Source organism: Alcanivorax limicola, from assembly GCF_019931215.1.
Classification (GTDB): Bacteria; Pseudomonadota; Gammaproteobacteria; order Pseudomonadales; family Alcanivoracaceae; genus Isoalcanivorax; species Isoalcanivorax limicola.
In genome coordinates this window covers 293,414-315,146 of record NZ_JAIOUB010000001.1, presented here as the reverse complement: position 1 = coordinate 315,146, position 21,733 = coordinate 293,414, and the positions used below count along the sequence as shown (strand labels likewise).

Below are 21,733 nucleotides of genomic sequence, written 5' to 3'. Positions count from 1 at the left end.
GCTGCACAAAAGCAGCACCGTGCGGGCACAAAAAACCCGGCCGGAGCCGGGTTCCTTGCGGCATCTGTGTCAGACCGGCTCAGAGCTTGCTATCAAGCTCCGGCACGGCTTCGAACAGATCTGCCACCAGGCCGTAATCCGCCACCTGGAAAATCGGGGCTTCTTCGTCCTTGTTGATGGCAACAATCACCTTGGAGTCTTTCATGCCCGCCAGATGCTGGATAGCGCCGGAAATACCAACGGCAACATACAGCTCCGGGGCAACGATCTTGCCGGTCTGACCGACTTGCATGTCGTTGGGCACAAAGCCTGCATCCACGGCAGCCCGGGAAGCACCTACTGCAGCGCCGAGTTTATCAGCCACTTTGTAGAGCATCTCGAAGTTGTCGCCATTCTGCATGCCACGGCCGCCGGAGATCACGATCTTGGCACCGGCCAGTTCAGGACGGTCGGATTTCGCGATCTCTTCGCCGACGAAGCTGGACAGGCCAGCGTCAGCGGCAACATCAACGCTCTCAACGCTGGCAGAACCGCCTTCAGCGGCAACCGCGTCAAAAGACGTACCACGTACAGTAATGACCTTGATGCTGTCGCTGCTCTGTACGGTAGCGATGGCGTTACCGGCATAGATAGGACGCTTGAAGGTGTCGGCAGACTCCACAGACTGAATCTCGGAGATCATGCCCACATCCAGCAGTGCCGCCGCACGCGGTGCGAAGTTCTTGCCGGTAGTGGTTGCCGCAGCCAGGATGTGGCCGTAGTCCTTGCCTACTTCAGCAACCAGCGCGGCAATGTTCTCTGCCAGCTGATGTCCGTAAGCGGCGTTGTCAGCCAGCAGGACCTTGCTCACGCCGTCAATCTTGGCCGCTTCGCCTGCCACAGCGGCGCAGCCTTCACCAGCGACCAGCACGGTGATATCACCACCGATAGCCTTGGCGGCAGCGACGACGCTCAGGGTGACCCCTTTCAGCGCAGCATTATCGTGTTCTGCATAGACCAGTACGCTCATGAGATCACCTTCGCTTCGTTCTTCAGTTTATCAACCAGCTCCTCGACGGAAGCCACCTTGATACCCGCCTGGCGCTCTGCCGGCGGCTCAACCTTGATGGTCTTGACGCGCGGGGTCAGGTCCACGCCAATGTCTGCCGGGGACAGGGTTTCCAGCGGCTTCTTCTTGGCTTTCATGATGTTGGGCAGTGAGGCGTAGCGCGGCTCGTTGAGACGCAGGTCAGTGGTGACCACTGCCGGCAGGGTCAGCTCGACAGTCTGCAGGCCGCCATCAATCTCACGGGTGACTTTCACTTTGCCGTCAGCTACTTCCACAACAGATGCGAAGGTACCCTGAGACATGCCAGCCAGCGCAGCCAGCATCTGGCCAGTCTGGTTGTTGTCGTCGTCAATGGCCTGCTTGCCGAGGATCACCAGGTCAGGCTGCTCTTTGTCGACCAGCGCTTTCAGCGCCTTGGCCACGCCCAGCGGCTGGGTCTGTTCATCGGTCTCGACCAGGATGGAACGGTCTGCGCCCAGCGCCATCGCGGTGCGGAGCTGCTCCTGGGAAGCCTTCGGGCCAACGGTAACCGCGACAATCTCGGTTACTACGCCTTTCTCTTTCAGGCGCACGGCTTCTTCCACTGCGATTTCGCAGAACGGGTTCATGGCCATTTTCACGTTGGCGAGGTCAACACCGCTCTGGTCCGCTTTGACGCGTACCTTGACGTTGTAATCCACGACCCGCTTGATCGGTACAAGAACCTTCATAGGATCCTCGGAATGATTGCTTGAGTGACAGAACAGGAGGCGCCTGGTGAAGACCGGGACTACCCCCGCGCAAATGAGGCGGCTATGTTGACCGCTGCTGTCCGGAAGGTCAATAGCCTGAAATGCCCGAACCTTTTGATTTTCCAGCAAATAGCGCCGTTGATTTTGACGCATCAGTCACAAACAACTCACTGCGGTGTGTGGCTTTTCCTTGTAAATCAACGGCTTTCAGGGGGATAATTTAAACACTTGTTTGAATTGACCGGCGCCGCAACCCTGACGGGCACAGAGGTCAACGGCCATGGCCTCACGGTGTGGTCACCTCGAAAGGGGCTCTATATACTGCGCGCCTTCAATATTACTGCCCGTTGTCCGGGTGGCTACGTTAAGGAGACAGGCTGTGGAACGCGAAGCAATGGAAGTCGATGTCGTCATCGTCGGCGCAGGCCCATCGGGTCTGGCAACTGCCTGCCGTCTGGGCCAGATCGCTCAGGAAACCGGTCAGGAAATCAGTGTCGTAGTTGTCGAAAAAGGCTCCGAAGTCGGCGCCCATATCCTCTCCGGTGCCGTTCTCGAACCGCGAGCGCTCAACGAGCTGTTCCCGGACTGGCAAGAACGCGGCGCACCGCTGAATGTCCCGGTGAAGGAAGACGAGATCTTCTACATGACCGGTGCCGAGAAAGCCATCAAGGTGCCGGGGCTGTTCGTCCCCAAAACCATGCACAACGAAGGCAACTATATTGTCTCGCTGGGCAACGTCTGCCGCTGGCTCGGCGAACAGGCCGAACAACTCGGCATCGAAGTCTTCCCGGGCTTTGCCGCCACTGAAGTCCTGTTCGACGACAACGGCGCCGTACGCGGCATCGCCACAGGCGACTTCGGCATCGGCCACGATGGCGAGAAGAAAGGCAGCTATGCCCCGGGCATGGAACTGCACGCCAAGTACACCATCTTCTCCGAAGGCTGCCGTGGTCACCTCGGCAAGCAGCTGATGGACAAGTACAACCTGCGCGAAGGCGCTGACCCGCAGCATTACGGCATCGGCATCAAAGAGCTGTGGGATATTGATCCGTCCAAGCACCGCGAAGGCCTGGTCATGCACAGCGCCGGCTGGCCCCTGACCGAATCCGGCTCCCTGGGCGGTGGGTTCCTGTATCACCTCAACGACAACCAGGTGGCTCTGGGTCTGATTACCGACCTGTGCTATTCCAACCCGCACGTCAGCCCGTTTGACGAAATGCAGCGCTGGAAAACCAACCCGGAAGTGAAGAAATATCTGGAAGGCGGCAAGCGCGTGTCCTACGGCGCCCGCGCCATCGCCAAAGGCGGCTTGCAGTCACTGCCGAAGATGAGCTTCCCCGGTGGTCTGCTGGTGGGCTGTGATGCCGGCACCCTGAACTTCGCCAAGATCAAGGGCAGCCACACCGCCATGAAGTCCGGCATGATTGCCGCTGAACTGCTGGCCGAGGCATTGAAAGAAGGCCGAGGCAACGACGAGCTGAGCGGATACAAGGCGGCATTTGAAAGCAGCTGGATTTACGAAGAGTTGCACACACAGCGCAACTTCGGTGCTTACCAGCACAAGTTCGGTAACTTCATCGGTTCCGGTCTGGCGGTGCTGGATCTCAACTTCCTGGGCGGCAAGATGCCGTTCACCCTGCGCGATCAGACGCCGGATCACGAAACACTCAAGCCGGCTGCCGAGTGCAAGGAAATCACCTATCCGAAACCGGATGGCAAGCTGACCTTCAACAAGCTGGATTCGGTGTTTTTGTCCAACACCAACCATGAAGAAGATCAGCCATGTCACTTGCAGCTGAAAGATCCGGAAGTGCCGATCAAGGTCAACCTGCCGAAGTGGGACGAGCCTGCGCAGCGCTACTGCCCTGCCGGTGTCTACGAGGTAGTGGATAACGACGACGGTTCCAAGCGTTTTCAGATCAATGCGCAGAACTGCGTTCACTGCAAGACATGCGACATCAAGGACCCGACGCAGAACATCAACTGGGTTGCGCCTGAGGGCACTGGTGGGCCGAACTATCCCAACATGTAATCCTCAAAACGCCGGCTAGCGTATTACTGCAAACCGGCCGTTTACAAAAAAGCCCCGCACAGTTATGCGGGGCTTTTTTTTGGTTTGTTGCGTCAAAGATTCGCGGAAATGGCAATTGGTGTTGTAACCGGAAAGTAGTCTGTTCCCGATCCGGTGGGTCACCCTCCAGACAGTGCGCGTTGAGCCGGGGTATGCCCTTCCGGGACCGCTCAAGCCGTCCCTGGGCGCTCGCGCTTTGGCCCCTTCGGGACCGGCCCACCATCACAGATGGCGTGCGTTCGGCTGCACGCAAAGCTGTGCTTTGCAAAACGCTTGCCTCACCCATGGCCAAAGAGGTCCCTCCAGGGCATACCCCGGCTCAACGCTGGCAGTAGATTCTAAGTTTGGTGGTTTGCCTCAGCGCTCTGGAGGAACAAGCCCGTCAGTTGGCTTCCAGTTTGTTAACCGGGCTGCGCGTGACGGCCCTCGGGGGGCGGGGATGTATTTTCAGGACTGTGTGAGGCATGGATGCCGAACACAAGACTACAGGGATGTATTTACGGCGGGTCCTGAAAATACATCCCCGCCCCCCGAGGGCCACAACCACCAAACCAACAAAGAATGGAAACCCCTCAAACGACAATGCGCTCCAGCAAGTCGCGATAGGGCAACACCCCACCCTGATCGGCATCCTCCGCCATACACCGCCGAGCATGATCTGCCAGCCGCCGGGCCTCATTGATGTCCCCGTCGATATATGCACGCGAAAAGTCAGCCACTGCCAACATCGACGCATCCGTCAAACCACTGCGCCCTTTTTCATGCCAGATTTCGGCCGCAGCAAGATCCGCGTCAATCAGGCGAAAATGTATCGCCAATGCACAGGCGACCGGCGAGGCAGTCAGTGAGGGAAGTGCCTCGAAACACTCCGCCGTGTCCGCCAGATAACGCCGCATGGCTTCCCGGTCTCCCGCATCCAGCGCGTGCAGGTAAAGAATATAGGCCTGGGTAGCACTCGCGGCCCGGCTTGCTTCGTCAGCATCTGCGTTATTGCCGTGATGGAACTCCCGAACCTGCGCGACAAGCGTGCTGTTCCACTCTCGCGGGCGCACGCCAGCAGCGCTGTGCCCGGCGATGGCCAGCATCGCCCGCGACACCGCGTAGGTCGCATCATCGCGAAGGATGTCCAGCAGATTGCGGCCGTCAGTGCTGAAACCACTGGCGCGAAACGGCAGCAGGTTAAGCACGCCGAGGAACAGTGAGACCAATGCCAGAAGAAGTAGCGGCCCCTGCCAGGCAGCGGTGACACCAACGCGTAGCACGCCAATCAAGACCGCTGAGAACAGCAGGTTGGCCACGGGGCCGCCCAACACGAAGGCAGCCCACCCGGTGCGCGAGATCGGTACGGTACCCGGCACCATCAGCACCAGACCGCCGATGCTGGAATCATTCCTGAACCACTGGACGCTAACGCCTGAGCGCAGCCGTGTCAGGCGCAGGGGCCCTGCCGTCACCGTCATCCACTGGAGTCCGGCCAGTCGACCCGCGACGAAATGACCGCCCTCATGCACCATGACGGAGACAAAAAACCAGATGGGCAACAGCAGCAGATGCCACAAGCGCAGCGACAGGTCTTCGGTGAGCCAGGGTGCGATGGCATCGATGTGGCTGCCAATAAAGAATCCAATCACCACAAAGACCAGCGTCAGCAGGTATTGCCCCCCTCGCCCGCCGGTTTGTTGTTCTGCTTCCGCCATGCCTTGTCACTCGCCGCGTTGATGCAGCTACTTTAGGCAACCGGTGCGCAAGTATCCAGATCACAGGAGACTTGCCAGTGCTGTCTCGACGTGTCCGTGCCAGTCCGGCGGGGCCAGCTGATAACTGCGGGGGCCGGCGAAGGCGCTGGAGAACACGGCGTCCGGCGCCAGCGTCTGCAACACTTTCAGGCTGTCGACAAGCGCGGCTTTATCACTGCCCGGTAGCAGGCCCGGTTTCCAGATATCGCCGCGGCTGAGATAAAGCGTGTCGCCCGTAAACAGGTAGCGTTTGCCTGCCGCACCTGTCACCAGAAAACAGGTGCTGCCCGGGCTGTGGCCGGGTGTGGGAATCACTTCAATGTCCTTCAACGCCGCTTCCCGGAACGTTTCGCGCCGGGAAAACAGGATGTCCGGCGTTCGGTACTGCGCGAAATCCTCTCTCTCCCGAGCATGACCACCGAGCACCGTGCCAAAACGTTCATGGAACAGGTTCAGGGATTCGCCCAGTTCATCCCGGTGACTCAGGAGTTGGTACTGGACGCCACCGAGGCGGGCCATATGCTCAATCTCTGCGGCATGACTGGTGTTATAGAACAGTATGTTGCCCTGCGGACGGACGAGGAAATACGCCTGCGTGGTCAGGCCGGGAGCGGGCCGTTCAACCTCCGTCTGCCAAAGATCCGGTAATAACTGCTTCATGCTCTGCTCCGTGTGTGTCGGGACAGAACCCAGCCTAATACCTTAACTTTAGTTGAGGTCAAGCTGACAGATAAAGCCAGACGTCCGCATCAGGTTGCACTGCGAAACATCGTCAGCCGCACATCGACGATGACGCGTATTGAGGTCAGCGCGGCAGCCCGGGCACGGCCCTCGTGGCTGGCACGGTAAAGATGGGGGGTCATTGCCAGAAGATCGGCAACCAGATCCGCTGTGCGCAGTGTCAGTGGATAGCGAAGGTGTTGCTGGTGCTGCAGCGTAAAGCCCGGCGGCGCTGTGTCTTCAGGCGGCCGTTCAGGCTTGAGGCTGGGATAGATGACTTGCCGCAATTCGCGCAGATGATCCTGCCCGGCATCCACCTGCAACAACATGCCACCGGGTCGCAGAACACGGGAAAATTCAGGGTAAACCGGAAAACCGAAGAGGCACAGCACCTGATCCAGCGTGCCGGACAACACAGGCAGGCGGGCGTTGCTGCCCACCACCCAGCGGGACGCTCCACTGTCGGCGGTCAATCCACCGTGCGCAGTCAGCGCCCGTCGTGCGGCGGCCTGAACGGCCCATTTCGAAATATCCAGCCCCAGCAAGCTCAGATGCCGGGCTCCGGCGGCACTCGCCAGGCTTCGCAGGTAATGTCCTTCACCGCACCCGGCATCCAGACAGCAGGCATGCTGCCCGGGCGCCATGTCACCCAACACCGCAGCGTTGACCGCCTCGGCAATGGGATCATAGAAGCCGGCAGCGAGAAATCGGGACCGGGCGGCAACCATTTCCTTGCTGTCGCCGGGGTCCCGTGAGCGCTTGTTCTGAACCGGCAGCAGGTTAACGTACCCCTGGCGGGCAATATCGAAGCTGTGCCCGTCGGCACAGCGCCAGACGCCATCCTGACAGTGCAGCGGATTACCATCCAGTGGGCAGGCCAGTGCGTCAAACGGTGTAATTGCCATCCAGGGTATCCGCTGCGGCACCGCCAGTGCCTCGTTACGTTCAAGGGTGCCGCGTTGCTTGAAATCCGCCGCCTGATTCAACCGGCTTTTGTGAGGTTGATCAGCGGCACGAAGCCTCCGAATATCATCCGCTTGCCATCAAACGGCATCGGGTTGACGTCGGGGTGCAGGCGCGGATCTTCCATGGCTTTCTGCATGCCGGTGTCACGCGCCGCCTTCGATGGCCACATGATCCAGGAGAAGACCACCGTTTCGCCGGGCTCGCACTTGACGGCCATGGGCAAGGAGGTGACTTCACCCTCCGGCACGTCGTCCCCCCAGCATTCCACATACTGGGTGGCGCCATGCTCCATGAATACCGCACCTGCTTCATCAATGTGGGTCTGGAATACCGCCTTGTTTGCGGTGGGCACCGCGACCACAAATCCGTCTACATATGACATGGTTCTCTCCTCAGGGAGTCGTACAGGGAAGATAACAGCGCACTACACGCCGCGTCTTCCCTGTGTCGTCTCACAAAGGCGCTATTCGACAGGTGCCCCGACATTCATTCCGGTGCGATCTGGCTGCGCCATTTCAGGCGATACATATCGTGGCGCCGGTCCTTGAGGTTGGTCACCGACCCTTCGGTGTGCAGCAGTTTCAGCTTGTCCAGGTCGACGTCGGCAAACAGCAGCATTTCGGTATTCGGTACGGCTTCGCTGATGATGCCGTCATGGGGGAAATAGAAATCGCTGGGGGTGAAGACCGCGGACTGGGCGTACTGGATGTCCACGTTATCCACCCGTGGCAGGTTGCCGACGCTGCCCGAAATGGCCACGTAGCACTCGTTCTCGATGGCACGCGCCTGGGCGCAATGGCGCACGCGCAGGTAGCCGTTCTTGGTATCGGTCCAGAATGGCACGATCAGGATTTCCATCCCCTGCTCTGCCAGGATGCGGCCCAGCTCGGGGAACTCCACGTCATAACAGATAAGAATGCCGACGCGCCCGGCATCCGTTTCGAACACCTGAATCTGATCGCCGCCCTCGATGCCCCAGTCACGCCGCTCACTCGGGGTGATGTGGATCTTGCGCTGTTCTTCCATGGTGCCGTCACGACGGCACAGGTAGGCGACATTGTAGACGTTGCCGTCCTCCACCAGCGGCATGGAGCCCGCCACCACATTGATGTTGTAGCTCACCGCCAGCTCGGACACGGCATCGCGTATCTGCGGGGTGAAGCTGGCCAGGAAGCGGATCGCTTCCAGCGACGGCATGTCCAGCTCCAGGCCCATCAAAGGCGCGCTGAAAAACTCGGGCAATACGGCAAAATCGGCGCGGTAGTCAGACAGCGCATCAACAAAGAATTCCACCTGGTTGAGCAGATCATCCACCGAGCGGGCAGCACGCATACGGCGCTGCACCACGCCCAGCCGCACCATGGTCTTGCTTTCATAGAAGTTCTGGTCGTCGGGCACGTACAGGATATTGTCCCATTCCAGCAGCGTCGCGTAGCCGCGGGAGTCTTCGTCTTCCGGCAGGTAGCGTTTGAGCAGGCGCTTGACGTCGAAACCGTTGGCCAGCTGGAACGACAGGATCGGGTCATAGATCTTCTGCCGCTCCACCTGCTCGATATAGTCGGTTACCGACATTTCCTCTGCATGGTTGGTATAGCCGGGAAGGCGGCCGCCGGCGAGGATGGCGCGCAAATTCTCATCGCGGCAGAGTTCCTTGCGCGCTTCATACAGACGCCGGCCGAGGCGGTAGCCGCGATAGCCGGGATGCACGAACACATCCAGGCCATACAGGGCGTCACCGTCCTTGTCGTGGGAGTGCACCTTGTCATCGGTGATCAGGTCTTCGTAGCGATGCGGATTGGAAAAGCGGTCATACTTCACCCGCACCGTCAGCGCGGCAGCCACCAGTTCTTCGTTATCCTCGATGCACAACTGCCCTTCCGGGAAGATCTTCATCAGGGTACGCACGGTGTCTTCCGGCCAGGCGCCGCCGATATCCGCGTAGACCAGGTTCATCAGGGCTGCAAGCTCCGGATAGTCCTCTTCGGTCAATTGCCGAAGACGCAGTTTGGTGCTTTCCTCACCCATGGATACTTCCTCGCATCTGTCAGTTCAATTGGCGGGGCTCGTAGGGTATCAGCCACTGCATGGCCTGGTTGCGCAGTGCGGCCATGCCGTCCGGGTAAAGCGCCACACCGTCCGGGCGGATGAACAGCACCGCGCCGGAGGTCAGGCCAACGTAGCCCGAGGCCTGTTCGCGCACAAAGCCACACTCCGGCTGCCAGGCCGGCGCCATCCCGGGCGGAATCACTTCATAACCCAGCACGCCGTTACCCAGCGGATCATCCAGCGCAGCACGGTTACGGTAAAGACCCACCGCAGCGGCACTGATCATCAGCACCATCTCGTGATGGAAGTACAGCAGATTGACGTTGCCCCGGTCTCCCAGGGTGCAGGTTTCCTGCAAGCGGATAATGGTATCGTTCATGGGCGACAGTATAGCGGCACAGCGCCGTGAATGAGGAGGTGGCATGGCAGAAACTATTGAAAACATTGTCATACTGACCGGGGCCGGCATCTCGGCCGAATCCGGCATCCGCACCTTTCGGGGCGCTGACGGGCTGTGGGAAAACCACCGCCTGGAGGACGTGGCGACGCCGGAGGCCTTCCTGCGTGACCCGCCGCTGGTGCAACGTTTCTATAATGAGCGCCGTCGGCAGCTGCTGGACGCGGCAATACGTCCAAACCCTGCGCATATCGCGCTGGCGCAGCTGGAACGGTCGCTGGGAGAGCGGTTTCTGCTGGTTACGCAGAATATCGACAACCTGCATGAGCGCGCGGGCAGCCAGCGAGTAGTACACATGCACGGCGAGCTGCTCAAGGCACGTTGCCGGCTATGTGACCATGTGCAGGACACTGCCCAGGATCTGGGCCCCGACAGCAGGTGCCAGGGTTGCCAGAACAGCGGCTGCCTGCGCCCGCACATTGTCTGGTTCGGCGAAATGCCGCTGGAAATGGAGCGCATTTACACGGCGCTGGAGCGCTGTCAGCACTTCATCAGCATCGGCACCTCCGGCAATGTCTATCCCGCCGCAGGCTTCGTGGAAGTGGCCAACCGTGCCGGCGCACACACGCTGGAGCTGAATCTCGAGGCGTCACGCGTGCGCAGTGCTTTCCGTGAGCATCGCGAGGGCCTGGCCAGTGAGCTGGTGCCTGCGTGGGTGGAGACCCTGCTCGGCGCGCTTCCAGCGAATGCTGCCCGTGGACCCGGCCGGCGGGGCTGCCAGCAGGACTGCCAACAGGACTGATAGCGCCGCGCCATCGTGTTTCTTCAGCGCACTGATTCCGCTAGACTGCCATGCTCGCTCTACGCATAACATCCAACAGCTTGGCACAGGTAGCGGACCATCATGGTTGAAACACAGGTTGACGATCTCAATATCGAATCCCAGACACTGCTGGTGACACCGAAGGCGCTGAAGGCGAAGTTGCCACTCTCGAAGACGGCACACGATACGGTGGCCCAGGGCCGCGACGTCATTCGCGATATTCTGGACCGCAAGGATCACCGCCTGTTCGTGGTGATCGGGCCCTGCTCCATCCATGATGTGGAAGCCGCCCATGACTACGCCCGCCGCCTGAAAGCCCTGGCCGATGAAGTGTCCGACACCCTGGTGCTGGTGCAGCGCGTGTACTTTGAAAAACCGCGCACCACCGTGGGCTGGAAAGGGCTGATCAACGACCCCTACATGAATGACACCTTCAAGATCGAAGACGGTCTGCATATCGCCCGCAAACTGCTGCTGGACATGGCGGAAATGGGCCTGCCCACCGCCACCGAAGCACTGGACCCGATCACACCGCAGTACATGCAGGACCTGATCACCTGGTCTGCGATTGGCGCCCGCACCACCGAGTCCCAGACCCATCGCGAGATGTCATCCGGTCTGTCCAGCCCGGTGGGCTTCAAGAATGGCACCGATGGCGGTCTGGATGTGGCGATCAACGCGATGCTCAGCGTCAAGCATCCACACCGTTTTCTCGGTATCGACACCGACGGCAAGGTGGCCATCACCGTCACCCGCGGCAACCCCTACGCCCACGTGGTACTGCGCGGTGGCGGCGGCAAGCCCAACTATGATTCGGTGTCCGTATCGCTGGCAGAGCAGGCGTTGGCGAAAGCCGGTGTCTCCACCAACATCATGGTCGATGCCAGCCACGCCAATTCGAACAAGGACCCGTCCCTGCAGACACTGGTCATGGAAAACATTACCAATCAGATCATCGAGGGCAACACGTCCATCATCGGTCTGATGGTCGAGTCTCACCTGAAGCCGGGCAATCAGAAGATTCCGGCCGATCTGTCCGAGCTCGAGTATGGGGTATCTGTTACGGATGGCTGTATTGGCTGGGAGACCACCGAAGAGACCATCCGCAGCATGGCGGACAAACTGCGCGACGTACTGCCCGCGCGAACAGCTGGCTGACTCACGCCTTGCCCCCGGCGAACCAGCCGCCGGGGGCAAGCGCAGACGTCAAAGGCCTGCGCGGCGAGCGCGCTCCCGCTCAATCACCTTCATGAACGTCTGAGGTTCAGGCCGCACCCGATAGTTATCGCTCTGATCAAGAAAGATGATCTCCCCTTCCCCGTTCGTCACCAGCACCGTCGGCAGCACGGAATCCCGACCATAACCGAACAGCCCGAGCCCCACAGGCACGCCACCATGATGTGCAATACCCAGGGTCTCTGCGGCAGTATTTTCCCTGTCTTGCAGAAACAGTAACGGCACATCGAAGCGCCGGGCCAGGGCGCGGGTCTTCTCCAGCGGCTGGGGAGACACCAGCGCCACCGTGACGCCTTGCTCACTCAACTGGCGGTAATGCGCCGCTATTTCATGCACCTGCGCCACGCATAACGGGCACCAGTTACCCCGAAAAAACAGCCATACCACAGGTTTCCCCAACAGATCGCGATTGGTCACCGGGGCGCCGTCCAGACCATACAGCGTGACGTCCGGCAGCGTTGACAACAATTGCAGCTGCCGCCCGCGCTGGCTGAGCCGGCTGTACCACAACAGATACAACAGAAAACCGCCCAGCCCGAGCGGCAATGCAAACAGCACCGGCCAGCCGTCCGGATCACTGGCGGTCAAGGTACCAAACACGGCCAGGCAAGTGCCCAGCCAGGCAAAGCAGGTTACCCCGAACAGATGCGCTGTCGTCCGCGCCGGACGACGCAGCGACAACCAGATGAGAAATCCCGGAAACGCCGAGCACGCCATCAGCGCACCCACCCACTCCACCCGCCAGGTGCGGGAAAGCAACAGCAGGATATGCAGGCTGGCCAGCGACGCGACCAGCAAATAGACACTGATGTACCAGGCTTTGAGACGCTCCATCGTCACTCCTTTTTCTTGTGGCGGTGCGCGCACGGATTCAGGCGTCACTGCCCTGCACCAGACGCGCACCTGCGACTTGCGTCACTTCTCCCCCCGCCTGCGCCACGCTCTCGCGGGCGAAGGCACCGATTTCGTGCACCGCCAGAGACGCTTCCGGCAACCAGCCAGCCAGCGCCTGAAAGACATGCATCATGTTTTCCCAGACCTGGTAACGACATTCAACACCGCAGTCTCGCGCGCGTGCCACCACGGCTTCCGCATCACTGCGCAATACTTCGGTACTCCCGGCCTGCACCAGCAGCGGCGGTAACCCGGTGAGATCAGCCCAGGCCGGTGACAATAGCGGCGAGCGCGGGTCATGCCCGGCACAATAGGTCTTGGCAACGAAGCGCAACAGGTTCACCGGAATCAACGGATCATAATCCGCGTTGTCGGTCAGGCTGACACCACTGGCGGACAGATCCGCCCAGGGGCTGATCAGAATACCTGCGGCGGGCATGGGCAACCCCAATTCGCGCAGGCGGATCAGCGTCACCAGAACAAGGTTGCCGCCGGCCGAATCGCCACCGAGCAAAATGTTTTCCGGGCGGTACCCGCGCTGCAACAAACTGCGGTAAGCCGCTACCGCATCTTCCAGCGGCGCCGGGTAACGCCACTTGGGCGGCTGACGGTAATCCAGCGCCAGCACCCGGGCCCGGCAGGCGCGGCTCAGACGCCAGGTGAGTGCCCGGTGCGAACGTGGCGAACCGAAAAAGTAGGCGCCGCCATGACAATAGAGCAACACCCGTCCCGCTATCAGATCGCGGCCGCCCATGACCCATTCACCTGGCACACCACCTTCGTTTGCCGGTGCAATGTGCACATCCGCATGCACTGGCAAGGCCAGCGTCACCGTATCAAAACCAAGTTGGGAGAACCGCATCACGCGAGGGGTCAGACGCACCCGGGACACCAGCGGCTTGACGAGATGCCGTGCTCCGCGCGCCAGAGCACGCCCTTGCCAGCTTGTCGCAGGATGAAACTCTGTGGCTACCTGTTGTTCTGATTGCCCGGTCTCTTGTCCCGACTGTCCCGACTGTCCCGGCACGTGTCCGGGCACGCGCGTGCTCATGGCCGTCAGCCTTCCAGCGGGCCGAGGCGGAAACGCTCGCCCCGGCTAGACACTACCAGCCAGTCGCTGCCGTCAATGGACTCCGTCCGGGCGCTCTGTACCAGTTGATAAAACACGTTGCGGTGAATCAATGCTTCCAGATTATCCCGAACCAGCAAGTAGGGTGCTGGCTCCCCGCTTTCCGGGTCCGTTTCCACACGCAACGGGTGCCGGGCATCAGCAATGACCGTAGCGCCCACATTGGTGGTAAACGCCAGTAACGGCTCATCCTTCTCCGCGAGCAGCTCGAGCGTGATGGCAACAAAAGGCACGTCCTCGACCTGAATGCCCAGCTTTTCCACCGGCGTGACCAGAAAATAGCGGTCACCCTCCCGGCGCAATATCGTCGAAAAGAGGCGCACCATGGCGGGTCGATTGATAGGGGTGCCCTGATAGTACCAGCGGCCGTCCCGGGCAATGCGCATGTCGATCTCGGCGGTGTACTCGGGGTGCCATTTGTGTACCGGCGGCAACCCCTGCCCGTCCTTCTCTGCCTGTTCGATAATGGCGAGAATCTGCTCGGGCTGCCGGTCGTCACTCATTTACCGCGTTGCCCCTTGTTGCCCATGCGGATACCGATGCTGATCAGGAAATCGAGAAAATCTTCCTTGTCATCGATAAATTTGCGATAGAACGGCGACTCCATCAGCCCCACTGCACCGTGAGCAAGCGCCCAGGCAGCAGCGATATGATAACTGGCGGGGGCATCCTCCAGGGCGCCTTCCTGAATCCGCGTCTCCACCACGCTGGTGAGATTGTCGAGGTTGGCGGCACGGATTGCGTGCAGCTTCTCCACCAGCTCGGGAACCGCATGATCCTTGATCACCTTGTGCTCAAGCCGGTCGAACAACTGGTAGCGACTGGGATCGCTGATCCGGAAGCGAAAGTACTCCCGCGCCAGACGCTCCTTGTCCTGAGAGTGACCGATCTCCCGGAACAGGTCCGCCAGTGCTTCCTCGTAGCGAATCATCAGCAGCAGATAGATTTCGTTCTTGGTTTCAAAATGCTTGTAGATAGTGCCTTTGCCGATGCCGACACGATCCGCGATCATTTCCACCGTCACACGGTCTTCGCCCTGCTCAAGAAACAACGCCAGTGCCGCGTCCAGGATTTCCCTTTCACGCTGACGAAACTCCTGCGCCTTGCGCGCCGCCTTTTCCAGATCGCCCATCCCGCTTTCTCTCCAGTTGCCCAACGTGCCGCGCATGACAGCGCCCACGCCAGAGCAGTCTAGCCCACCGCCCGGCAACGGGCAAAGCCGCAGCGTCACGCGTCGCGAGGCGCTGCATGGCGTCAGAACATTGTGGTCACCGCGAATACCGCCCAGAATCCCCTGAACGGTCGCGCGAATGATACGCCAACCATCATGAATCGCAACGAGGCTGCCCCATGACGCTGTCTGTCACTCTGTCTGCCGACGAATTCCCGCAGGACCCGGATACGTTTTACCTGAATCACGCGGCGGTAGCGCCCTGGCCGCGCCGCACGCTGGACGCTGTGACACTGTTTGCCCGGGAAAACGTGACCCGCGGCGCCCGACACTATCCACGCTGGCAGGCCATGGAAGACACACTTCGACGCCAGCTATGCACGCTGATCAACGCACCATCACCGGATGACATCGCGCTCCTCAAGAACACGTCTGAAGGCTTGTCCGTGTTGGCCAGTGGACTGGACTGGCGCGCCGGCGACGAGATCATCATCACGGATCAGGAGTTTCCCTCCAATCGCATTCCCTGGCAGGCCCTCGCCAGCCGTGGCGTGTTGCTGCGTGAAGTCGACATCAGTGGCCCGGCGCCAGAACAGGCACTGGCGGACGCCATCACACCCCGCACCCGGCTGATGTCGGTCAGTTCAGTGCAATACGGCACAGGCCTGACCCTGGACCTGCTGACACTGGGCCAGGCCTGCCGGGACGCCGACATCCTCTTCTGCGTTGACGCCATCCAGAGCATTGGCACCTGTGTCTTTGATCTTCAGGCGATCCAGGCCGACGTGGTGGTCGCTGACGGTCACAAATGGATGCTCGGTCCCGAGGGTCTGGCCGTGTTCTACTGCGCGCCCGCTCTGCGTGAACGCCTGACCCTGCATCAGTTTGGCTGGCATATGGTGGAAGACGCCGGCAACTACGACCGGCACGACTGGGAAATCGCCCGCACGGCACGACGTTTCGAGTGCGGCAGCCCCAACATGCTGGCCGCCCACGCCCTGTCGGCAAGTGTCTCCCTGTTGCTGGAAGTCGGGTTGCAGGAGGTCGGTAACCAGCTGGCTGCCCGCACAGCCTATCTGGACAAGGCACTGCGCAACGCCGGCCGCGGGCAGATGATCAGCCCGGCAGATCCGGCGCGACGCGCGGGTATCGTCACCTGGCGTCCGGACGAGGCGCTGGTGCCCTGCTTCAATCGTCTGCGGGAGGCCGGCGTGGTCTGCGCCATGCGCGGCGGCGGCATTCGTCTGTCACCGCACTTCTATACTGACTACCCGGTCATGGATCATGCGTTGGCATTGCTGCTAGACTGACGCCATGTCCAATGACCACAGCAGCCCGCAATCCATGACCCGGCAATCCATGCTCCAGCAGTCCATAGCCCAGGAACAAGACGGCGCCCCGTCCCTGCGCCGATGGCTGCAGGCCGAGCGACCGCGTCCGGCGCTGAAGCTTTGCGATATCGACCGCATGCGACACCTGCTGCAGCCCTGTGATGTGCTGCTGATCGACGGCGCAACCCGGCTTGATGCGCGGCTGCGACGTGTGACCGACAGCCGCTGGTCACGGGCAGGGCTGTATCTGGGCCGCTTGCACGACATCCGCGATCCGTCGCTGCGCGCCACCGCCACAGAGTATCTGGCCTGCGAGCCGGACACGCAGCTGGTGCTCATGGCCGATCCGGCGCGTGGTCTGGTACTGATGCCGCTGGCTGCAATGGCGCCGGAACACGTGCGCATCTGCCGCCCCCGCGGACTGGGCGGCGAGGACCCGCAAGCCGTCATCCGTTACGCGCTCAGCCGACTGGGCACTCACCGCCCCTTGTCCTCGAGTGATGCCCTCGCCCTCCTGCTCCCCTGGGGCTTGTTGCCCCGACATTGGCGTACGGGTCTGTTTGCCCGGTTGGCGGGACGTACCCTGCGCGCCCTGACCGGCAGCACCGTCGGTGATGCCTTCTCGTTTATCCAGTTCCCGATCCTGCCGCTGGTCAAACGCACGGAAAGCGATGTCTCACGCCTGTACCGCCGCCACCCACAAATCTTTTTTCCGGCAGATTTCGACCACTCACCCTACTTCGATATCGTGAAGTACCCGTTCGTGGATCATAACGACGAACGCAAGCTACGCCTGCTGCCCTGGAAAGGTCGCGTGAATGCGCTGGAGGAGGGAATTCAGGAAGGAAAGGGAAAGACAGCGCTCAGCACATCCGAGCACGACGCCTGATCAGCAAACCTGCCAGCATCAGTACACCAGCCCCGATACTGCCGCCACCGCCGCCACTGCTGCCGCCCGTTGATGCCGCCAGTTCACCCAGCGTTACCTGCCGCGCAGACGCCGTGGCCGGGAAATTCCCGTTACGGGCCGCCACGTCGAAACGCACGCTGTCCGTTGCATTGCTGCCCAGAATATCAAGGCTGCGGCTGCTGTCCTGACCGGCCAGCAATGTGCCCAACGGGCACTCGACCGGATAACGGTCCACACAACCGGCCTCAGCCAGGTTGGTAATGCGGGCACCAGCGGGGAGGAATATGCGCAGTACCGCCTCATCCGCGCTGACATCCGGTGCATCATTGCCCACCTGCAGCTGCACCCGCCCGCCCAGCAAGCCATCCTGGCGCAAGGGCTGGCGGGTCAGGTGCAGTGACAGATCAGGCTGATCGGAGAAGCGCAGGCTGAGCGTATCGTTGCCCCGCTCGCGATAATTGTGCTCACTCGCCAGCGGCGTGATGTCTACGCTGACGTCTGCGTCCTGATAGCCGTCATAACTGATCTCGAAACTGCGCGCGCTGATCTGTTGCCCGACCGGGACATTACCCGCATTACGACACTCGGCTTCGTTCGGTCCACGCGCCACACAATACAGGCCATCCAGGCTGCGCACGGAAATCGGCCGATCGCCACGCAGGCGCCAGCCCACGGCTGAGGCCTGGGTCACCGCACTTTGATTGACGATATCGCTGGTCAGCACACGCCGTGTATGGCGACGGCCCGCCGTCTCGCTGGCGCGACTGGCAGAGGCCAGGTCCACCAGGCTGGCGTAAGCAGTACGCTCCATCCACCCGGTGTAGCTGGCGGCGGCGGTATACACCCCGGGCACGCCTGGTGTGCCGCAGTCGGCACTCCCGTAGCTGGTCACGCCCATCAACCAGTGTTGCCCCTCGTGATACATGATCAGCGGGCCACCACTGTCGCCGTTGCAGGTATCCCTGACCGTGTTGCTGCCCGCGCAGATCTGATGATCCGTGAGGTTACGCCAGGTCTGGCTGCACTGACTGCCCGGCACATAGTCCAGCGCAACCTCCTGCAGCAGCTTGGCACCACTGCTCGGATCATGCGCCTTGGTGCGCCCCCAGCCCATGGCAGTAAACAGCTCCTGGCGGCCCGCCCGGGTCAGGTAGCGATGCGCGTCAGGACCGGCCAGGTTGACGGGCCGCGCGCTGACCGGTTGAGACAGCCGCAACAGGGCAATGTCGTTATGCAGGGAGGTCCGGCTGTACTCCGGATGAACGTAGATGGCGCTGACGGGGCGTTGTTCGCCGCCGCTGCCGTCTCGATGGATGCTGCCGACAACAACCAGCAGGTTCTGCGCGTTGTACTGCAGCTCCTGGTTGGTCGTGACACAGTGCGCCGCCGTCAGCACCCAGCGCGGTGCAATCAGGGTACCGCCACAAATCAGGGATCGGTTCTCGTTGTCAGCACCGGTCACAAAATTCACTGCGGCCATCCAGGGCCATTTGCCTTGCGTTGTTTCCGTACCACCAATGATTCTGGCCTGTGCTTCGTCCCCCGCTACCCCCTGGCTGATCAGGCAAGATGCCATGACCAGCCCAAAGCCCAGCTTACGAAGCATAAGTAGTTCTACCTATATTTTTATAATGTAGGTAGTGACTTTGGCTTATCAGATGACCTTTCGGTAGTGCGAATTGCTCATTTTGTGACCTGCTTGGTTACACGAACAGGACACAGGCAACACTTTGTAAAAATAACGTTACATTTGGAGGCCGGGCAGCGTCGTCGGGCAGGCACCGCCAGGTCTTTACAGGAGAGGAGATTCGCGTCGAGGCACAGGGAATGTGCAGGCAGGAATATGCAGAACAGGGGTGGAGGCAGAATCTCCGGGGGGCAGTATCCGGGGGATCAGTCGTCAGCGCCCTCCCCGCTCGGCGCCTCATTGTCAGTACCAGGGTCTCTGTCATCGTCATCATCGTCAGCAGGCGCTGGCAGCTCCTTGCGGGCCTTGGCGCCCAGGTCGCGCAGCTGGTGCGCCTGACGCAGCAGGTTGCCACGGCCCTCGGTCAAGCGCTTGTAGCTGGTATCCCAGGCAACCTGCGCCTTGCCCAGCCGGTCGCCGACCTCCCTGAATGCTTCCTCCAGCAGGGCAATCTGGTCACAGATGCGCCCCGCGCGCTCGGCGATGCTGATGGCATGGCGATTCTGGTACTCGTAACGCCAGATGTTGTTGATCGTGCGCAGCGTCACCAGCAAGGTGGTCGGGCTGACCAGCACGATATTGCGGCTGTACGCCTCGTTGTACAGGCCAGGCTGGCGCTCGATGGCGCTCAGGAACGCCGCCTCGACAGGGATGAACAGCAGCACGAAGTCCAGCGTCCGCACGCCGTTGAGCCCTTCATAGCGTTTTTCGCTGAGCGCACGGATATGGCTGCGCAAGGACAGGATGTGCTGGTCCAGGGCCTGCTGCCGCTCGCCGTCATCCTCCACACTGCAAAAGCGCTCGTACGCCACCAGCGAGACCTTGCTGTCGATGATCACGTCTTTCTGATCGGGGAGATGCACGATCACATCAGGCTGCCGGCGCTCACCTTCGTCACCGGTCAGAGACACCTGGGTGTCATATTCACGCCCCTTGGTGAGGCCGGATTCCTCGAGGATGCGCTCCAGGATCATCTCGCCCCAGTTGCCCTGCACCTTGTTCTGGCCCTTCAGGGCATTGGTCAGGTTGCGCGCATCTTCATGCATCTGCTGATTCAGCTGGTGCAAGCCGCGGATCTGCTCGCCCAGCGTCGCCTGCAAGCGGTTGTCTTCGCTGTGGATGTGGTCCACGCGGCGACGAAAGTCTGCGAGCTGCTCCCGGAACGGCTTGAGCAGATCATCCAGCCCGGTACGGTTCTGCTCTTGCAGTTGCTTGCTGCGATTCTCGAATATCTTCGCCGACAGTTGCTCGAATTCCTGTTTCAGCTGTTCCCGGCTCTGTTCCAGCCATGCCAGCTTCTCCTGCTGCCCCTGATGGCGCTCTTCCATGCGCGCCTGTTCCGCACGCAACCCGGCAATCCGCTCCTGGGCATCCCGCAGTTCCTGGTCCCGGTCATGCAGGCGCTGCTCCAGCGACTGTCGCGCCTGGTGACCGGCGCGGGATTCTACCTCGGCAGCCAGCATCTGCTCTCGCAAACCGGTTGCCTTCAGGCCGGCATTGCGCAGACGCCAGAGCAGCGCCACCACGGCCACCAGCAGCAGGGACAGGACGACCATCAACAGCACCATCACACCGTTCATGATGCCTCCACCGGGACCGCCTTGCTGAACAGGCTGAAGAAATTGGCGCGGGTCTGGGCGGCCAGGTCTGCCACGCTCATACCTTTCAGGTCAGCCACACACCGGGCCACCTCGGCCACATGGCGCGGCTCGTTGGGCTTGCCGCGATAAGGCACCGGCGCCAACCAGGGGGAATCAGTTTCGATCAGCAGGGACTCCACCGGCAACGCTCGCACCACCTCACGCAGATCCGCCGCGTTATTGAAGGTGACAATGCCGGAAATCGAGATCATGAAGCCCATGTCGATGGCAGCCTCTGCCATGGCCAGATTCTCGGTAAAGCAATGCAGCACACCGCGCACCTCTGCGCCACCGTGCTCACGAACCAGTGCCAGCGTGTCTTCCCGGGCATCCCGGGTATGCACCACCAGCGGCAGGCCGGTGGCCCGCGCAGCCTGAATATGGGTAATGAACCGTGTGTGCTGCCAACTCGGATCGTCACCGGCGTAAAAATAATCCAGGCCTGTTTCGCCAATCGCAACCACCTTCGGATGCGCGGCATGCTGAATCAATTCATCGAGGGTGGCGGCGCGTGATTTCCGGTACAGGGGATGTACGCCCACAGTGGCAAACACTTGCGGCCACTGCTCTGCGAGGGCCAGTACGTCGGGGAATGTTTCCAGATCCACACCGATGCAAAGCATATGCCCCACGCCGGCCGCCTCAGCGGCACGCAGCGCGGCACCCAGATCGCCGTGGTGCGCGGTCAGATCAAGGCGATCCAGGTGGCAATGGGAATCGACAAGGGGCAGCGGCTCTGCCCGCGCCGGTGACGGCTGCGTCATAAGGAAACCTGTTGCTGGCGATCAAGCTGTCACATGGTATGCGTCGGGCGATCGGATTCAAGTGAGCCCGCGAGATAGTTTTCAATGGTGCGCCGCGCCGTGTCATCCTGATCGGAAAATTGCACACCGATACCTGCCGCCCGGTTACCCTGCGCGCCTGCCGGTGTAATCCAGATCACCTTGCCCGCTACCGGAATCTTTTCTGACTCCTCCATCAGGCTCAGCAGCAGAAAGATTTCTTCGCCCAGCTTGTAGTGCTTGCTGGTGGGAATAAACAACCCGCCATGCCTGATGAACGGCATATAGGCGGAATACAGGACGGCCTTGTCCTTGATGGTCAGAGACAGGATACCACTACGACCGCCTGGCATTTTCATGAACAGCAACCCCGATAAATAAACTGCTTTGTCGTCACAACACCGCGATCAATACT

At 60.9% G+C, this 21,733-nt stretch carries 21 protein-coding genes; 5 read left to right on the top strand and 16 right to left on the bottom strand.

Annotated features, from left to right (window positions below):
* Window positions 1–79: 79 nt before the first annotated feature.
* A complete protein-coding gene (locus tag K8B33_RS01425; RefSeq protein ID WP_223422490.1) occupies window positions 80–1,009 on the bottom strand; it encodes an electron transfer flavoprotein subunit alpha/FixB family protein in 930 nt (309 codons plus the stop codon).
* Entirely contained in the window at window positions 1,006–1,758 is a 753-nt protein-coding gene (locus tag K8B33_RS01420) for an electron transfer flavoprotein subunit beta/FixA family protein (protein ID WP_223422488.1), read from the bottom strand. The genes K8B33_RS01425 and K8B33_RS01420 overlap by 4 nt, the downstream gene beginning before the upstream one ends.
* 400 nt (window positions 1,759–2,158) lie before the next feature.
* Between K8B33_RS01420 and K8B33_RS01415 the strand changes: the two genes are divergently transcribed.
* Window positions 2,159–3,811 carry an electron transfer flavoprotein-ubiquinone oxidoreductase gene (locus K8B33_RS01415; RefSeq protein WP_223422486.1) on the top strand — a complete coding sequence of 551 codons (1,653 nt, stop codon included), beginning with the start codon at window positions 2,159–2,161 and terminating at the stop codon, window positions 3,809–3,811.
* A gap of 611 nt (window positions 3,812–4,422) precedes the next feature.
* On the opposite strand, the gene K8B33_RS01410 is transcribed toward K8B33_RS01415, so the two are convergent.
* From K8B33_RS01410 to K8B33_RS01385, 6 genes are all read right to left on the bottom strand, one after another.
* Window positions 4,423–5,547 (bottom strand): M50 family metallopeptidase, encoded by a 1,125-nt coding sequence (locus K8B33_RS01410; RefSeq protein WP_223422483.1) that lies wholly within the window; start codon window positions 5,545–5,547, stop codon window positions 4,423–4,425.
* 60 nt (window positions 5,548–5,607) lie between these two features.
* Window positions 5,608–6,246: an MBL fold metallo-hydrolase gene (locus K8B33_RS01405; protein WP_223422481.1), complete on the bottom strand. Its 639-nt coding sequence runs from the start codon at window positions 6,244–6,246 to the stop codon at window positions 5,608–5,610.
* Between the two features lie 89 nt (window positions 6,247–6,335).
* A complete protein-coding gene (locus K8B33_RS01400) occupies window positions 6,336–7,211 on the bottom strand; it encodes a putative RNA methyltransferase (protein ID WP_223422478.1) in 876 nt (291 codons plus the stop codon).
* A gap of 77 nt (window positions 7,212–7,288) precedes the next feature.
* Window positions 7,289–7,654: a DUF1428 domain-containing protein gene (locus tag K8B33_RS01395; RefSeq protein WP_223422476.1), complete on the bottom strand. Its 366-nt coding sequence runs from the start codon at window positions 7,652–7,654 to the stop codon at window positions 7,289–7,291.
* A gap of 104 nt (window positions 7,655–7,758) precedes the next feature.
* Window positions 7,759–9,297: a bifunctional GNAT family N-acetyltransferase/carbon-nitrogen hydrolase family protein gene (locus K8B33_RS01390; protein WP_223422474.1), complete on the bottom strand. Its 1,539-nt coding sequence runs from the start codon at window positions 9,295–9,297 to the stop codon at window positions 7,759–7,761.
* A 19-nt stretch (window positions 9,298–9,316) separates the two neighbouring features.
* The gene (locus K8B33_RS01385) at window positions 9,317–9,697 is read right to left on the bottom strand and encodes a hypothetical protein (RefSeq protein ID WP_223422471.1); all 381 of its coding nucleotides are present in this window, start codon (window positions 9,695–9,697) and stop codon (window positions 9,317–9,319) included.
* Window positions 9,698–9,740: 43 nt separating this feature from the next.
* Between K8B33_RS01385 and cobB the strand changes: the two genes are divergently transcribed.
* Entirely contained in the window at window positions 9,741–10,517 is a 777-nt protein-coding gene (cobB, locus tag K8B33_RS01380) for a Sir2 family NAD+-dependent deacetylase (RefSeq protein ID WP_223422468.1), read from the top strand.
* A 102-nt stretch (window positions 10,518–10,619) separates the two neighbouring features.
* Window positions 10,620–11,696 (top strand): 3-deoxy-7-phosphoheptulonate synthase, encoded by a 1,077-nt coding sequence (locus tag K8B33_RS01375; RefSeq protein WP_223422466.1) that lies wholly within the window; start codon window positions 10,620–10,622, stop codon window positions 11,694–11,696.
* 48 nt (window positions 11,697–11,744) lie between these two features.
* Here K8B33_RS01375 and K8B33_RS01370 read toward each other — a convergent pair whose 3' ends face one another.
* The 4 genes from K8B33_RS01370 to K8B33_RS01355 are packed head-to-tail and all read right to left on the bottom strand — an operon-like array spanning window position 11,745 to window position 14,965.
* Window positions 11,745–12,608 (bottom strand): peroxiredoxin family protein, encoded by an 864-nt coding sequence (locus K8B33_RS01370; RefSeq protein WP_223422464.1) that lies wholly within the window; start codon window positions 12,606–12,608, stop codon window positions 11,745–11,747.
* Between the two features lie 37 nt (window positions 12,609–12,645).
* Complete coding sequence (locus K8B33_RS01365; RefSeq protein WP_223422461.1) at window positions 12,646–13,719, bottom strand: alpha/beta hydrolase; 1,074 nt, start codon at window positions 13,717–13,719, stop codon at window positions 12,646–12,648.
* A gap of 5 nt (window positions 13,720–13,724) precedes the next feature.
* Window positions 13,725–14,300: a DUF1285 domain-containing protein gene (locus tag K8B33_RS01360; protein WP_223422459.1), complete on the bottom strand. Its 576-nt coding sequence runs from the start codon at window positions 14,298–14,300 to the stop codon at window positions 13,725–13,727.
* Window positions 14,297–14,965 (bottom strand): TetR/AcrR family transcriptional regulator, encoded by a 669-nt coding sequence (locus K8B33_RS01355; RefSeq protein ID WP_223422456.1) that lies wholly within the window; start codon window positions 14,963–14,965, stop codon window positions 14,297–14,299. Before K8B33_RS01355 ends, K8B33_RS01360 begins: the two co-directional genes overlap by 4 nt.
* 182 nt (window positions 14,966–15,147) lie before the next feature.
* Between K8B33_RS01355 and K8B33_RS01350 the strand changes: the two genes are divergently transcribed.
* Complete coding sequence (locus K8B33_RS01350) at window positions 15,148–16,278, top strand: aminotransferase class V-fold PLP-dependent enzyme (RefSeq protein WP_223422454.1); 1,131 nt, start codon at window positions 15,148–15,150, stop codon at window positions 16,276–16,278.
* 4 nt (window positions 16,279–16,282) lie between these two features.
* On the top strand, window positions 16,283–17,188 hold the full coding sequence (locus K8B33_RS01345; RefSeq protein WP_223422451.1) for a hypothetical protein: 906 nt from the start codon (window positions 16,283–16,285) through the stop codon (window positions 17,186–17,188).
* On the opposite strand, the gene K8B33_RS01340 is transcribed toward K8B33_RS01345, so the two are convergent.
* From K8B33_RS01340 to K8B33_RS01325, 4 genes are all read right to left on the bottom strand, one after another.
* Window positions 17,163–18,815: a S1 family peptidase gene (locus tag K8B33_RS01340; protein WP_223422449.1), complete on the bottom strand. Its 1,653-nt coding sequence runs from the start codon at window positions 18,813–18,815 to the stop codon at window positions 17,163–17,165. The genes K8B33_RS01345 and K8B33_RS01340 overlap by 26 nt on opposite strands.
* Before the next feature lie 287 nt (window positions 18,816–19,102).
* The gene (gene rmuC, locus K8B33_RS01335; protein WP_223422447.1) at window positions 19,103–20,476 is read right to left on the bottom strand and encodes a DNA recombination protein RmuC; all 1,374 of its coding nucleotides are present in this window, start codon (window positions 20,474–20,476) and stop codon (window positions 19,103–19,105) included.
* Window positions 20,473–21,300 carry a TatD family hydrolase gene (locus tag K8B33_RS01330; RefSeq protein WP_223422445.1) on the bottom strand — a complete coding sequence of 276 codons (828 nt, stop codon included), beginning with the start codon at window positions 21,298–21,300 and terminating at the stop codon, window positions 20,473–20,475. Before K8B33_RS01330 ends, rmuC begins: the two co-directional genes overlap by 4 nt.
* A 29-nt stretch (window positions 21,301–21,329) precedes the next feature.
* Window positions 21,330–21,677, bottom strand: a complete 348-nt coding sequence (locus K8B33_RS01325; protein ID WP_223422442.1) for a PilZ domain-containing protein — start codon at window positions 21,675–21,677, stop codon at window positions 21,330–21,332.
* Window positions 21,678–21,733 lie beyond the last annotated feature (56 nt).

What these genes read in the sequence shown, in the direction of transcription:
- K8B33_RS01425 (WP_223422490.1), bottom strand. Translation starts at nt 1,009, where the DNA reads ATGAGCGTACTGGTCTATGCAGAACACGATAATGCTGCGCTGAAAGGG.
- K8B33_RS01420 (WP_223422488.1), bottom strand. Translation starts at nt 1,758, where the DNA reads ATGAAGGTTCTTGTACCGATCAAGCGGGTCGTGGATTACAACGTCAAG.
- K8B33_RS01410 (WP_223422483.1), bottom strand. Translation starts at nt 5,547, where the DNA reads ATGGCGGAAGCAGAACAACAAACCGGCGGGCGAGGGGGGCAATACCTG.
- K8B33_RS01405 (WP_223422481.1), bottom strand. Translation starts at nt 6,246, where the DNA reads ATGAAGCAGTTATTACCGGATCTTTGGCAGACGGAGGTTGAACGGCCC.
- K8B33_RS01400 (WP_223422478.1), bottom strand. Translation starts at nt 7,211, where the DNA reads ATGGCAATTACACCGTTTGACGCACTGGCCTGCCCACTGGATGGTAAT.
- K8B33_RS01395 (WP_223422476.1), bottom strand. Translation starts at nt 7,654, where the DNA reads ATGTCATATGTAGACGGATTTGTGGTCGCGGTGCCCACCGCAAACAAG.
- K8B33_RS01390 (WP_223422474.1), bottom strand. Translation starts at nt 9,297, where the DNA reads ATGGGTGAGGAAAGCACCAAACTGCGTCTTCGGCAATTGACCGAAGAG.
- K8B33_RS01385 (WP_223422471.1), bottom strand. Translation starts at nt 9,697, where the DNA reads ATGAACGATACCATTATCCGCTTGCAGGAAACCTGCACCCTGGGAGAC.
- cobB (WP_223422468.1), top strand. Translation starts at nt 9,741, where the DNA reads ATGGCAGAAACTATTGAAAACATTGTCATACTGACCGGGGCCGGCATC.
- K8B33_RS01375 (WP_223422466.1), top strand. Translation starts at nt 10,620, where the DNA reads ATGGTTGAAACACAGGTTGACGATCTCAATATCGAATCCCAGACACTG.
- K8B33_RS01370 (WP_223422464.1), bottom strand. Translation starts at nt 12,608, where the DNA reads ATGGAGCGTCTCAAAGCCTGGTACATCAGTGTCTATTTGCTGGTCGCG.
- K8B33_RS01365 (WP_223422461.1), bottom strand. Translation starts at nt 13,719, where the DNA reads ATGAGCACGCGCGTGCCCGGACACGTGCCGGGACAGTCGGGACAGTCG.
- K8B33_RS01360 (WP_223422459.1), bottom strand. Translation starts at nt 14,300, where the DNA reads ATGAGTGACGACCGGCAGCCCGAGCAGATTCTCGCCATTATCGAACAG.
- K8B33_RS01355 (WP_223422456.1), bottom strand. Translation starts at nt 14,965, where the DNA reads ATGCGCGGCACGTTGGGCAACTGGAGAGAAAGCGGGATGGGCGATCTG.
- K8B33_RS01350 (WP_223422454.1), top strand. Translation starts at nt 15,148, where the DNA reads ATGACGCTGTCTGTCACTCTGTCTGCCGACGAATTCCCGCAGGACCCG.
- K8B33_RS01345 (WP_223422451.1), top strand. Translation starts at nt 16,283, where the DNA reads ATGTCCAATGACCACAGCAGCCCGCAATCCATGACCCGGCAATCCATG.
- K8B33_RS01340 (WP_223422449.1), bottom strand. Translation starts at nt 18,815, where the DNA reads ATGCTTCGTAAGCTGGGCTTTGGGCTGGTCATGGCATCTTGCCTGATC.
- rmuC (WP_223422447.1), bottom strand. Translation starts at nt 20,476, where the DNA reads ATGAACGGTGTGATGGTGCTGTTGATGGTCGTCCTGTCCCTGCTGCTG.
- K8B33_RS01330 (WP_223422445.1), bottom strand. Translation starts at nt 21,300, where the DNA reads ATGACGCAGCCGTCACCGGCGCGGGCAGAGCCGCTGCCCCTTGTCGAT.
- K8B33_RS01325 (WP_223422442.1), bottom strand. Translation starts at nt 21,677, where the DNA reads ATGAAAATGCCAGGCGGTCGTAGTGGTATCCTGTCTCTGACCATCAAG.